This window comes from Brevundimonas variabilis, assembly GCF_014199945.1.
GTDB classification, from domain to species: Bacteria; Pseudomonadota; Alphaproteobacteria; order Caulobacterales; family Caulobacteraceae; genus Brevundimonas; species Brevundimonas variabilis.
In genome coordinates this window covers 653,869-666,066 of record NZ_JACHOR010000002.1, presented here as the reverse complement: position 1 = coordinate 666,066, position 12,198 = coordinate 653,869, and the positions used below count along the sequence as shown (strand labels likewise).

11 protein-coding genes are annotated in these 12,198 nt (G+C 65.4%); 6 read left to right on the top strand and 5 right to left on the bottom strand.

All coding sequences use genetic code 11. The annotated features are described in order from the left end of the window. Positions 1 to 58: 58 nt before the first annotated feature. The 3 genes from GGR13_RS07990 to GGR13_RS07980 form a co-directional block, all read right to left on the bottom strand. Complete coding sequence (locus GGR13_RS07990) at positions 59 to 637, bottom strand: fasciclin domain-containing protein (protein WP_183212960.1); 579 nt, start codon at positions 635 to 637, stop codon at positions 59 to 61. Positions 638 to 775: 138 nt separating this feature from the next. Then, positions 776 to 1,486 carry a TorF family putative porin gene (locus GGR13_RS07985; protein WP_183212959.1) on the bottom strand — a complete coding sequence of 237 codons (711 nt, stop codon included), beginning with the start codon at positions 1,484 to 1,486 and terminating at the stop codon, positions 776 to 778. Positions 1,487 to 1,497: 11 nt separating this feature from the next. Next, entirely contained in the window at positions 1,498 to 2,430 is a 933-nt protein-coding gene (locus GGR13_RS07980; protein ID WP_183212958.1) for an NAD(P)H-dependent flavin oxidoreductase, read from the bottom strand. Positions 2,431 to 2,608: 178 nt separating this feature from the next. Between GGR13_RS07980 and bchI the strand changes: the two genes are divergently transcribed. The 3 genes from bchI to bchO are packed head-to-tail and all read left to right on the top strand — an operon-like array spanning position 2,609 to position 6,319. Beyond that, on the top strand, positions 2,609 to 3,622 hold the full coding sequence (gene bchI, locus GGR13_RS07975; protein WP_183212957.1) for a magnesium chelatase ATPase subunit I: 1,014 nt from the start codon (positions 2,609 to 2,611) through the stop codon (positions 3,620 to 3,622). A 10-nt stretch (positions 3,623 to 3,632) separates the two neighbouring features. After that, positions 3,633 to 5,432 (top strand): magnesium chelatase subunit D, encoded by a 1,800-nt coding sequence (locus GGR13_RS07970; protein WP_183212956.1) that lies wholly within the window; start codon positions 3,633 to 3,635, stop codon positions 5,430 to 5,432. Positions 5,433 to 5,434: 2 nt separating this feature from the next. Further along, on the top strand, positions 5,435 to 6,319 hold the full coding sequence (bchO, locus tag GGR13_RS07965) for an alpha/beta fold hydrolase BchO (protein ID WP_183212955.1): 885 nt from the start codon (positions 5,435 to 5,437) through the stop codon (positions 6,317 to 6,319). A gap of 110 nt (positions 6,320 to 6,429) precedes the next feature. Here the strand turns inward: bchO and GGR13_RS07960 are convergent, their stop codons facing one another. Together GGR13_RS07960 and crtD are read right to left on the bottom strand one after the other, a co-directional pair. Further along, positions 6,430 to 7,308 (bottom strand): hydratase, encoded by an 879-nt coding sequence (locus tag GGR13_RS07960; protein ID WP_183212954.1) that lies wholly within the window; start codon positions 7,306 to 7,308, stop codon positions 6,430 to 6,432. Positions 7,309 to 7,343: 35 nt separating this feature from the next. After that, positions 7,344 to 8,843 carry a 1-hydroxycarotenoid 3,4-desaturase CrtD gene (crtD, locus tag GGR13_RS07955; RefSeq protein WP_183212953.1) on the bottom strand — a complete coding sequence of 500 codons (1,500 nt, stop codon included), beginning with the start codon at positions 8,841 to 8,843 and terminating at the stop codon, positions 7,344 to 7,346. Between the two features lie 209 nt (positions 8,844 to 9,052). On the opposite strand from crtD, the gene GGR13_RS07950 reads away from it, so the two are divergent. The 3 genes from GGR13_RS07950 (at position 9,053) to GGR13_RS07940 (ending at position 12,195) form a co-directional block, all read left to right on the top strand. Then, on the top strand, positions 9,053 to 10,168 hold the full coding sequence (locus GGR13_RS07950) for a methyltransferase (RefSeq protein WP_183212952.1): 1,116 nt from the start codon (positions 9,053 to 9,055) through the stop codon (positions 10,166 to 10,168). 114 nt (positions 10,169 to 10,282) lie between these two features. After that, positions 10,283 to 11,206: a chlorophyll synthesis pathway protein BchC gene (gene bchC / locus GGR13_RS07945; RefSeq protein ID WP_183212951.1), complete on the top strand. Its 924-nt coding sequence runs from the start codon at positions 10,283 to 10,285 to the stop codon at positions 11,204 to 11,206. Beyond that, a complete protein-coding gene (locus GGR13_RS07940; RefSeq protein ID WP_183212950.1) occupies positions 11,203 to 12,195 on the top strand; it encodes a chlorophyllide a reductase iron protein subunit X in 993 nt (330 codons plus the stop codon). The genes bchC and GGR13_RS07940 overlap by 4 nt, the downstream gene beginning before the upstream one ends. Positions 12,196 to 12,198 lie beyond the last annotated feature (3 nt).

The window sequence follows — 12,198 nt, the reverse complement described above, 5'->3', positions numbered from 1 at the left end:
CATGTAACAAATAAAGAAAAGGCGGAGGAATCCGAAGAATTCCTCCGCCATCTGATCTTTAGTTCGGCAGCGAAACGGCGTCGGTGACGTGGATCACGCCATTCGACTGGAACACGTCGGCTTGTGTCACGGTGGCAACGCCGCCCTTCTCGTCGGTCAGGATGACCGAGCCATCGCGCAGCGACGCCGTCAGGGTGTCGCCCGACACCGTCGTGATGGCTGCCGATCCGCCGCCGGCCTCGATCAGTGCGATCACGTCAGCAGCAGCCACACGACCGGCAACGACGTGATAGGTCAGGATCTTGGTGAGGGTCGCCTTGTTGGCAGGCTGGACAAGCGTCTCGACCGTGCCAGCGGGCAGGGCCGCGAAAGCAGCGTCAGTTGGCGCGAAAACGGTGAACGGTCCCGGGCCCGACAGGGTGTCGACCAGACCGGCAGCGGTGACCGCAGCGACCAGCGTCGTGTGGATCGGCGAGGCAACGGCGTTCTCGACGATGGTCTTGGTCGGATACATGGCAGCACCGCCGACGGTAACGGTCTGATGATTCATGCCAGAATGCTGGTCAGCAAAGGCGGCGGGAGCAGCGGCGAGCAGGGCGGCGGCCGAGACGGCACCGGCGAGGGCGGAGAGTTTCATGGTCGTTTCCTGACATGCGATCGCTTGTTGCGATCGTTGCAGTAACGGGTCGAACCCCACCCCGGATGCGATCCGGCCTGTCGCGCGTCAAGCTGCCGCACTGTGGCAAGCCCGTCGAAGAGCAGGGCGTCCCTGGCGCTAGAAGTCAATCAGGATCGAGGCAACGAGCGCATCCTCATACTGTTCGCCTTGGGCCTCGGCCGTGGTGCCGTGCCAGCGCACGTCGATCGCGGTCGTGTCGGTCAGGCTCCAGGCGGCACCCAGGTTGCCGCCAGTATAGTCGGGTGCGTTGTCCTGCTCGCGTCGTCCAACCGTGGCGCTGATGTTGAGGCGGTCGGCCAGAGCCCAGCGCAGCCGGGCCTCGACCCAGGTCGTTTCCCGTGTCGAGCCAAGGCCATCGGGCGAATGCTCCAGGCGGAGGCGGGCATCCACCGGGCCGAAATCGCGCAGGATATCGAACTGGTACTCCCAGGCCTCGTCATCCTGACCCGGATCGGCCTCCAGCCGCCATTTCCTCGAAATGGATATATCAAAGTCGAGGCCAGCAGCGGCGAATTGCCAGCCGGCCTCGACCTCGGTTTCGACCTTCGATCCAGAGGAATCGATCGTCTCGAACTCGGCGTCGGCATAGAAGCCGCGCTCGGTCGTCCACTGTACCTCGCCGAAAACATAGGGAGCGTCGCCGCTCTTGGAGGCACCTTTGGACCGGTTGTCAGTCCCGGCCCCGACCTCAAACGACCAGGCCGACGCGCGGTCGGCGCTGTATCGAGCGTTATCCCTGTCCTGGGCGTGGCCCGAGGCTGGAATCAGGATGGCGAGGGTTAAGCAAGCAAAGAGCGCACGGGACATCCGTCCATCATCTAGGCGACGCCGACCTTGCTGGCGAATTGCTTTGTGGCGTCGGCATACTCGGACCGCAGCCGCGCAATCAGGTCTGCGGCCGGCATGACGTCGTGGACGGCACCGGCACCCTGTCCGGCAGACCATACGGTCTTCCAGGCCTTGGCCTCATCACCCATGTCCAACTTGTGCTCGGGCAGTTTTTTCGGGTCGATACCGTTGTCCATCAGCGACTTGGTCATGAAATTTGCAGGGATGCCCGAAACAGCGGCGGTATAGGTGATGTCGGTCGCGCCGCTGTCCACGATCATCTGCTTGTAGGCGTCCGGGGCCATGGCCTCGGTCGTGTTGATGAAGCGCGTTCCCATATAGGCGAAGTCGGCCCCGAGCATGAGGGCGGCGGCCACGTCCTGGCCGGTCGAGAGGCATCCTGACAGGATGATGGTGCCGTCAAAGAAGCTGCGCACCTCATTGACCAGGGCAAAGGGATTGACGACCCCGGCATGTCCACCCGCACCGTTGGCCACCAGGATGAGGCCGTCGACACCCGCCTCGGCGGCCTTCCTGGCATGGCGGACATTGGCGATGTCATGGAAGACGACGCCGCCATAACCGTGGACGGCATCGACGACGTCGCGCACAGCCCCCAGCGAGGTGATGATCAGCGGGACCTTCTCCTCGACGGTGACCATCATGTCAGCCATCAGGCGAGGATTGGTCGGGTGGACGATGTGGTTGACGCCGAATGCCGCGGCATCAGGGCTCAGCCGACCCTTGATCTCGTGCAGCCACTCCCGATAGCCCTCGGACGTACGGGCATTCAGCGAGGGAAAGGTGCCGATGATCCCGCTGTTGCAGCACTCGACCACCAGATCCGGTCCCGACACCAGGAACATCGGGGCCTCGATGACCGGAAGGGTCAGGCCCTTCTGCAGGGAAGCGGGAATGGCCATGGACGTCTCCTGGGTTTTGTTTGACTACGGATAGCGGGACGCGACCGGGATTGGCAACAGCCTGAACGCCGCTGCTGCCCCGGCAGGTGCCCCCGCTGCCTGATGTCGGGGCGCTCCCGCGTTGACCCGGACCGCGAGGCATGAAACGACAGGTGTCCATTTCGTTGGACAGGTTCGGATGCGCGTCGTCTTTCCATTTTCGGCCATCGTCGCTCAGGACGAAATGAAGCTGGCCCTCCTGCTGGCCGCTGTCGACCGGACGCTGGGCGGGGTGATGGTGTTCGGGGATCGTGGGTCAGGCAAGACCACCGCAGTGCGCGGTCTGGCGGCGTTGCTGCCACCTTTGAAGGTGATTGCGGGGTGTCGCTTCAACTGCGAACCCGGCACGCCATGCGAGGCCTGTGTCGGCGTCTGCCGGCATACCGGCAAGGCCGGAGAGGCTCCAGCGCCCGTCGTTGACCTGCCGCTGGGAGCAACAGAGGACCGTGTCGTCGGCGCGCTGGACCTCGAACGTGCTCTGACACTGGGGGAGAAGGCTTTCGAGCCCGGTCTGCTGGCACGGGCCAACCGGGGCTTCCTGTATATCGACGAGGTCAATCTGCTGGAGGACCATCTGGTCGACCTGCTGCTGGACGTGGCCCAGTCGGGTGAGAACGTCGTTGAACGGGAGGGCCTCAGTATCCGCCACCCGGCGCGTTTCGTCCTTGTCGGAAGCGGAAACCCGGAGGAGGGCGAGCTGCGTCCACAGCTGCTCGACCGCTTCGGCCTGTCGGTCGAGGTGACGACGCCGGATCGGCTCGCGGATCGGGTGGAGGTGGTCAAGCGGCGCGACGCCTTCGACCGCGATCCTGCAGCCTTTGTGGAGCTCTGGAAGGCCAAGGACACGGCGGTCCGACGCAGGATCAAAGCGGCTCAGGGTCGGATCGGAGACATCGTTGTGCCGGACGCCGTACTTGAGCAGGGGTCGCGACTGTGTATGGCGGTCGGGGCTGACGGGCTGCGGGGGGAACTGACCCTTTTGAGGGCTTCGCGGGCTTTGGCAGCACTGGAAGGACGCGAGGCTGTCACGGATGCCGATCTGAGGAAGATTGCACCCATGGCGCTCAGACACCGGCTGAGAAGAGGTCCGCTGGACGAGCAGGCTTCGACAGCCCGCATCGACCGTGCGCTCGATGAGCTGAAGGCGGCGTGAGGCCCCTGCCGTGAAGGACGCGGCGACCGTCTGGGCCGAGGCCATGCTGGCGGCGGCCCTGCTGGCGGTCGACCCGCGACTGGGCGGGGTCGTGGTGCGGGCCGGGCCGGGACCCGTGCGTGATGCCTGGGTTTCCGGCTTTCGGGCCCTGTTTGATGTCGAGACGCCGTGGCGAAGGTTGCCGCCGGGAATCGGCGATGAGCGGTTGCTGGGCGGGCTGGATCTCGGAGCCGCACTGGGCAGCGGCCGCAAGGTGCTGCAGCGCGGACTGCTGGCCGAGGCCGATGGCGGGGTCGTGATTGCGCCCATGGCCGAGCGTCTGACGTCGGGGACGGCTTCCCGTCTGGCGGCTGCGCTGGATTCGGGCGTCATTAGCCTGGAACGTGACGGTATGGCCGAACGTCTGGGCGCGCGGTTCGTGATGGTTGCGCTGGACGAGGGGGCGGACGACGGAGAGCGGGTTGGGCCAGGATTGTCCGAGCATCTGGCATTCGCGATCGATCTGGACGGCGTCGGGCATCGCGATGCCCTGCCGATCAGCGCGACGGTGGCCGACGTGGCAGAAGCGCGAGAGGCCCTTACGCACGTTGGAGCGCCTGACCAGGCGATGGTCGAAGCCATCTGTGGGGCCGCCGAGGCCTTTGGTATTGGCTCGATACGAGCCCCGCTGCTGGCCTTGCGGGTCGCTGCCGCTCTGGCGGCGCTCGAAGGGCGAGACGTGATCGACCCGGAGGACCTGAGCACGGCTGCACGGCTGGTCCTGGCTCCTCGCGCGACGCGGATGCCTGACGTCACGGCCGAGGCTGAACCGGAGTCACAGCCTGACGATATCCCGCCATCAGAGCCCGAGGCCGAACAACGCGAGCCGGATGCGACGCCGCCCGAAGATGAATTGGACACAGCCGAAAACGACGACATGGCGGCGATGCTGGACGATGTCGTGCTGGACGCCGTGCGGGCCGCCCTGCCGGACGGACTGGACGCCCTGTGGATGGATCAGGGCCGGGCGGCACAGTCGGCGGCGATGTCCTCGGGGCGATCGGGAGCCCGGCGGGCCTCGCCGGACCGGGGGCGGAGGATCGCCTCGCGTCCGGGATTACCGAAACAGGCGTCGGGGCTGGATGTCGTCGAAACCCTCAAGGCGGCCGCGCCCTGGCAAAAGGTTCGCGGTGCGTTGCTGGGCCTTGATCGCGGGCCGATGCGGATCCGGCGCGATGACTTCCGGGTCCGGCGCTTCGAGCAGCGTTCGGAATCAACCGTCATCTTCGTTGTGGATGCGTCGGGCTCTGCCGCGCTTCAGAGGCTGGCGGAAACCAAGGGGGCTGTCGAACTGCTTCTGGCCGAGGCCTATGTGAAGCGAACGCAGGTCGCGCTGATTGCCTTTCGCGGGACGGCGGCCGAACTGCTGCTCCCGCCCACGCGATCGCTGACGCGGGCGCGCCGGTCGCTTGCCGAGCTTGCCGGGGGCGGAGCAACACCCCTGGCCGCAGCGCTTGAAGCCGCGGCGATCCTTGGCGTGGCCGAACGCGCCAAAGGGCGGACACCGGTGCTGGTGATCATGACCGATGGTCGGGGCAACATCGCCCTGGACGGCGCGGCCTTCCGCACACGAGCCGAGACCGATGCCCTGAATGCCGCGCGGCGCATTCGCGGGACCGGCATGGCTGTAGCCTTGATCGATATCTCGCCTCGCCCGCGCGGAGATGGTCAGAAGCTGGCCGAGGCGATGGGAGCCCGGTTCGCGGCCTTGCCCTATGTCGAGGCTGGCCGTGTCCGCGACGTGGTGCGATCGCTGGAAGGCGTGGGCTGAAAATGGGCCGTGAACCCGAATGGGAGATCGAGGGGCGGGGCTGGCCTCATCGCTCGGCCAGCCGGTTCGTCACGGCCGGCGATCTGCGCTGGCATGTGCAGGTCATGGGGCCGGAGACCGCACCGGTGCTCTTTCTGCTGCACGGTGCCGGAGCTGCAACGCACAGCTGGCGCGGGCTGATGCCGATCCTTGCCGAGAGATTTCGGGTCGTCGCGCCCGATCTGCCGGGACATGGCTTCACGGCGACACCGGTGGGAAATGGTCTGTCCCTGCCCGCGATGGCACGACGGGCCGGCGGGTTGCTGGAGGCACTGAGGCTCAAGCCTGCCCTGGTCGTGGGTCATTCCGCAGGTGCTGCCATCGCGATCCGCATGTCGCTGGACGGACGACTGGGACCCGCACCGATCGTTGCCATCAACGGCGCGCTGAAGCCTTTCGGGGGCGCGGCGGCACCCTTGTTCCAGGGCGTTGCGCTTGGCTTGTTCGCCAATCCACTGGCCGCGCGGCTGTTCGCGGCCAGTGCCGGTGACGCGGGGCGGATCGTCCGGATGATCAAGGGAACGGGATCAACGATCGAACCCGAGGGCATCGAACTCTATGCCCGCCTGTTTCGCAAACCTGGCCATGTCGCCGGGACGCTGGGAATGATGGGCAACTGGGACCTGCGCGCGATGGTGCGCGAGATGCCGCGCCTCCGGGCGTCCTTGACACTTGTGGTTGGATCGCAGGATTTGGCTGTGCCACCGTCCGTGGCAGCAAGCGTTCAATCGGCCGTGGCAGGAGCTTCGCTGTTAACGTTGCAGGGCCTCGGGCATCTGGCCCATGAGGAGAACCCCCAGGCCGTGGCGGATGTCATCTTGAGTGTCGCGAACAGAGCAGCGACATGAGCAGCTGGGCCATCGGGATCATCGAGCTGATGCTACTCTTTGTGCCTGTCCTTGGCTGGGGCCTTTGGGAACTCTGGTCCCTGAATCGGGAAAAGAAGCGCGATTTGGCCTCAGCGGAGCGAGCGCGGCATGCGGAAGGGCAGCATGGTCCGGACGATCGGGGACCGCAGTCGCCCTAGCGAAAGGCTCTCGTGAACACCGTGGGCATCGTCGTTCAGCAGCCGCGTCTTCAGGGCGGACCGCGAATAGAACGGCGTATCCTCCCAGGTTTCCGTCACGCCCGCCATGCCGCCGGGATCGGACCGGGTGAATCGCTTCATGCCCCACCCGGTGTTGGGAAGACGGACGATGGCCGGTGGCTCGAACGGCTCGGGTACCGCATCGGCGCCAAACCGCATCGCCAGGCTGACCGCCGATCCGTCACGCCGCATCAGGTCATACAGAACAGCACTGTCGCTGCTGAGATGGACGCGGGACCAATCCCAGTGTTCGAACGCCTGCTCCAGTGGTTCAAGGCCGCGGTTGTGGTCGAGATAGCCTTCGCCTGTCCACGACAGGCCTGGCTCGATCAGGCTCACTGAAACATCGGCGCGCGGAGCGAGCGGGTGCCAGACATGGCCGCCGGCCTCATCAAGGGTGAAGGCGCGCGTATTCATTGCACGCGGCCGCAAGCGAACCTCGCCCCGCACCGGGCGAGGCATGCTGGGCATGGGTGGCACCGGAGCCGTGATCTCGTCTAACTGAATGACCAGTTCGTCGCCCTCCCACGAAAGGGCGCTGGGGCCGATCGACAGGCTGCCGGCATCGCGGCTGACGGCCTTGCGACCACGCTCGGTCATGGCCCAGCGCGCACAACCCGGACCATACAGGGCGACGTTGACGGCGCAGTGGTTCTCAGGATTGCCTCGACCCGACCAACCGTACCAAGGCGAAAAGACGCTGCCGACGAAGGCAATGACGGTCAGGCCGAAGCGCCGATCGGCGCTCATGGCGTCGACATACCACCACGCATATCCGCCGGGGCCTACCGCCGCATCGAAGCCCCATCCTGCATCACCGCCTTGGCCGCCAGTCGGCCGGACAGCGCCGCCATCGGTACTCCCGCGCCCGGATGGGTCGCGCCCCCACACAGGTAGAGGCCGGGCATCCTGGTACGGGCTCCGGGTCGACGGAAGGGCGAGTCCCAGCCGTGGCCCGCCAGGCCATAGAGCGCTCCTCCCGTCGCCGGAAAGCGGCGCTCGAAGTCGGTCGGGGTCGTGATGGCCATCTGGATCGACGCCGGGTCGATCTTCAGGCCGCCGCGTTCCATGGACGCGAAGGTTCGCGAACGACATAGGTCGATCTCCTGGGGTGAATAGGCGTGGACGTCGCCGTCGGACGGCGCATTGACGATGGCGAAGAAGCGCTCGGCACCAGGCTTCGCTCGCCCGGGGTCGGTATCGTGGCGGTCCTGGGCGCAAAGATAGACCGTCGGGATTTCCGGCATCCTGCCCGCATGCAGGGCATCGAACTCGGCCGTATAGTCCGGTGAAAAATAAAGATTGTGCCTGACAAGTTCGGCGGGCGTGTCGGCCGTGAAGGAGAATGTGACAGCCGAAAGGGATCGCTTGCCAGGCCCGGCAGCCGTGACGGCAGGCGCGACCCCTGGACCAAACCGGCCGGACGCGATCGCGGCGGGATCCCCGTTGCAGAGGACGATGTCTGCCTCCAGTTGCTCACCAGAAGCCAGAACCACGCCGGAGACCCGACCCTGCCTGGCCTCGATCGCTGCGACAGGTGCACCGCAACGGATCGTGGCTCCGAGTGAAGTGGCCAGTGTGGCGAGGGCCTCGGGAAGTTTCTTCATTCCCCCTTCGACAAGCCACACACCTTGCTGCTCGACATGGGCGATAAGCATCATGGTGGCGGGAGCCTTGAACGGAGACGCTCCGCAGTAGGTGGCGTAGCGACCGAACAACTGCCGCAGGCGCGGGTCGTGGAAATAGGTGCCCAGTTGATCCCACATCGACCGATAGGGAACGATGGCCCAGGCATCCTTCGAGCGATGAAGGCCGATGTCGAGCATGAACTGGAATGTGTTCGGCTTGTCCGCCTTCAGGAATGGCCCTTCCAGCACGCGATAGATCAGGGCTGCGTGCTGGGAGAAGGCGCGAAACCGCCTCGCCTCTGCCGCTCCAGCCAGGATCCCGACAGCATCGATCGAGCGTTCCAGATCGGTGAACAGGTCGAAGGTCGACCCATCAGGCCAGCTATGGCGCGCCAGTGTTTCTGCGCGGGTCAGCGTCAGGTGATCGGACAGATCCTGACCGACGGACGCGAACAGCTCCTCGAACACCCAGCGCATCGTGAAGACCGTTGGACCGGAATCTATGCCCATCCCGCCGACTTGAAGCTGGCTTAGCTTGCCGCCGGGCTGGTCAGCAGCTTCGATGATGGTCACGTCGTGGCCCTGGCCGCACAGGCTGATCGCGGCGGTCAGGCCGCCAATCCCGGCTCCGACGACAATGACCTTGTTGCGCCGCATGAGGGACGCGCTCCTGTGTTCTGTTGACACGACAGTAAAGGAGTCCAACCTGATTGACACAAGGGGTATTCCTCTCCCGTGCGCAACGGCGCGATCTGAGGTCGTGGGGATAGCGCAATAAGGCGTTGACCCTGGTGCCGAGCCTGAGGCTTTTTCGCCTGGAAGTGACCCTGCAGTCTTGCTGATCCGTCGGCATTAGGAGTGATTGGATGCCTGATGAACGTGCGGATCGCGCGACCACCCTGCGGGACCGATGGCGAGATTGGCGCAATGGCCTGAGCATCAACCCCGCGTTTCAGCGATGGGCGGCTCGGTTTCCGCTGACGCGGCCGGTCGCCCGGCGGCGGGCACAGGCTCTTTTCGATCTGACGGCGGGGTTCGTCTATTCCCAGATCGCCTATGCCTGCGTCACGTCCGGCCTGCTGGACGCGCTGGCGAAGCGCCCGCATTCCATCAGCGATCTGGAGCGCGTCGTCGATCTGGACATGGCGGGCACAGAGCGTCTGGTGAAGGCGGCGGTTGCGCTCAAGTTGGCGGAACCGGCTGGAGGCGACGTTTTTGCCTTGGGAGTCGAGGGAGCGGCCCTGCTCGGCGCACCGGGCGTTGCTGCGATGATCGAGCATCACCGTTTGCTCTATGCCGACCTTGCGGATCCGATCGGCCTATTGCGTCGCGGTGGCGGGGGTGGGGCGCTTTCAGGTTACTGGCCTTACGCTGAAGGCGGAGAGGGGGGAACGAGCGGCCCTTACTCCGGGCTGATGTCCGCTTCGCAGGCCATGGTCGCGGCCCAGGTGCTTGAGGCCTACCCCATCCGGCGGCATCAGCGCGTCATGGATGTCGGGGGCGGCGACGGCACCTTCCTGCGCGCGGTCGCCGGTCACGCACCCCAGCTTGCGCTTGCGCTGTTCGACCTGCCGCCCGTCGCCGAACGGGCACGCGCCCGATTCGCGGCGGAAGGCCTAGCCCTGGAAGCGACGGGCGGCAGTTTCTTCACCGATTCCCTGCCTCAGGGTGCCGACATCATAACGCTCGTGCGGATCCTGCATGACCACGACGACGACAAGGCCATGATCCTGTTGAGAGCGATCCGGGCTGCGCTGGAGCCCGGTCGCACCCTGCTTATTGCCGAGCCTATGGCCCAGGTATCAGGCTGCGAACGCGTAGGAGATGCCTATTTCGGGCTGTACCTGCTCGCCATGGGCTCTGGCCGGCCGAGATCGGTGGCCGAAATCCGGAAAATGCTAGGCGTGGCGGGATTCACGTCAAGCAGAGAGGTCCGCACACCGCTGCCCATGATCGCCAGTCTGATCGTCGCGCGCGCCTGACAGGCCGAATAGACACCAGAAAGTGTAATCAAGATTTGACAACTCCATCTGTCAATCTAAGCTGACAGTCGGGGAGGGGATCAATCTGGATCGCTGCCCTCCCGAGGCGAGCAGATGCACACCCTGGCTGTCGTACTGGAGGAACCCCGGCGTCTCGCGGTCCGTCCGCTCGACCTGAAGCCGGCCGGTCCCGAAGACGTGGTCGTCACGGTGGACTGGAGCGGCATCTCGACCGGGACCGAAAGATTGCTGTGGGACGGGCGGATGCCCCATTTCCCCGGCCTCGGTTATCCCCTGGTCCCCGGCTATGAGGCCGTGGGCACGGTGGTTGACGCGGGAGCCATGGCGCAGTCGCGTATCGGAGACCGGGTCTTCGTTCCCGGCTCATCCAGTTTCATTGACGCGCGCGGCCTCTTTGGTGGCGCTGCCCGGACCCTGATCGCACCGCAGTCGCGGACCGTCACCTTGCCGCAGGGCGTGGATGACCAAGGCGTCCTGCTGTCCCTTGCTGCCACGGCCTATCATGCCATCGTGGGCGGCACGGCTCCGGACCTGATCGTCGGACATGGTGTTCTGGGTCGACTGATTCTTCGGATTACCGAGGCCATGGGCGCCGAGCGCCCGACGGTCTGGGAGACCAACCCGACCCGCAGACATGGGGTGGCGATCCATCCCGACGCCGACGACCGGCGCGATTACCGCAGCATCTACGACGCCTCTGGCGCCGAAGACCTGATGGACTTTCTGGTCGCCCGCCTTGGCCGTAGCGGCGAGATCGTACTGGCCGGCTTCTATGAAGCGCGCCTGTCCTTCGCGTTCCCGATGGCCTTCATGAAGGAGGCGCGGTTCCGGATCGCTGCCGAGTTCCGGCCAGAGGACGTGACGGCTGTGACCGCACTGATCGCTGACGGGCGCCTGAGCCTCGATGGCCTGATCACCCATCGCCGGCCGGCTGTTGAAGCCAATGACGCCTACCCTGTCGCCTTTGGCGACGCGGATTGTCTCAAAATGATCCTCGACTGGAGGAACTGTGCATGACCATCACCCTGATTTCCCACAAGGCTTTGCGCGAGGAAGCCAAGGTCGAGCCGGATCCCGTGCATACGGGCGAGGTCACCAAGGAGACCCAGATCATCGCCATCTATGGCAAGGGCGGGTCGGGCAAGTCGTTTGCCCTGTCCAACCTCAGCTACATGATGGCCCAGCAGGGCAAGCGGGTTCTGCTGATCGGATGTGATCCCAAGTCGGATACGACGTCGCTGCTGTTCGGCGGCAAGTCCTGCCCGACCATCATCCAGACCTCGGCCAACAAGAAGCTGACAGGCGAGGAGGTCCGGATCGAGGACGTCTGTTTCCAGCGCGACGGCGTCTTTGCGATGGAATTGGGCGGCCCCGAGGTCGGTCGCGGTTGCGGCGGACGCGGCATCATCCATGGCTTCGAACTGCTCGAGAAGCTGGGCTTCCACGACTGGGGCTTCGACTACGTCCTGCTGGACTTCCTGGGTGACGTGGTCTGTGGCGGCTTCGGTCTGCCGATCGCGCGGGACATGTGCCAGAAGGTGATCGTGGTCGGCTCAAACGACCTGCAGTCGCTCTATGTGGCCAACAATGTCTGCTCGGCGGTCGAATATTTCCGCAAGATGGGTGGCAATGTCGGCGTGGCTGGCATGGTCATCAACAAGGACGATGGCACGGGCGAGGCTGCGGCCTTTGCCGAGGCCGTGGGCATCCCCGTGCTGGCCTCGATCCCCGCCAATGAGGACATCCGCCGGAAGTCCGCCAACTATCAGATCATCGGCACACCCGACAGCGAGTGGGGCGGACTGTTCGCCGGGCTGGCCCAGGCCGTGGCGGACTCGCTGCCTCAGCACCCCCGGCCCCTGACCCAGGACGGGCTGCTGGGGCTGTTCAGCCCTGAACAGACGGGCGGCGCGGTCAATCTGATCCCTGCGAGCCAGAGTGACATGCGCGGCACCTCCTATGTGCCCAAGGCTTCGCTTGAAGTCGTCTACGACGAGGCTGTGTGACGG

Coding starts and splice junctions, on each gene's coding strand:
- GGR13_RS07960 (WP_183212954.1), bottom strand. CDS start 7,308: ATGAGCGCCGATCGGCGCTTCGGCCTGACCGTCATTGCCTTCGTCGGC.
- GGR13_RS07990 (WP_183212960.1), bottom strand. CDS start 637: ATGAAACTCTCCGCCCTCGCCGGTGCCGTCTCGGCCGCCGCCCTGCTC.
- GGR13_RS07950 (WP_183212952.1), top strand. CDS start 9,053: ATGCCTGATGAACGTGCGGATCGCGCGACCACCCTGCGGGACCGATGG.
- bchC (WP_183212951.1), top strand. CDS start 10,283: ATGCACACCCTGGCTGTCGTACTGGAGGAACCCCGGCGTCTCGCGGTC.
- GGR13_RS07940 (WP_183212950.1), top strand. CDS start 11,203: ATGACCATCACCCTGATTTCCCACAAGGCTTTGCGCGAGGAAGCCAAG.
- crtD (WP_183212953.1), bottom strand. CDS start 8,843: ATGCGGCGCAACAAGGTCATTGTCGTCGGAGCCGGGATTGGCGGCCTG.
- GGR13_RS07985 (WP_183212959.1), bottom strand. CDS start 1,486: ATGTCCCGTGCGCTCTTTGCTTGCTTAACCCTCGCCATCCTGATTCCA.
- bchO (WP_183212955.1), top strand. CDS start 5,435: ATGGGCCGTGAACCCGAATGGGAGATCGAGGGGCGGGGCTGGCCTCAT.
- bchI (WP_183212957.1), top strand. CDS start 2,609: ATGCGCGTCGTCTTTCCATTTTCGGCCATCGTCGCTCAGGACGAAATG.
- GGR13_RS07980 (WP_183212958.1), bottom strand. CDS start 2,430: ATGGCCATTCCCGCTTCCCTGCAGAAGGGCCTGACCCTTCCGGTCATC.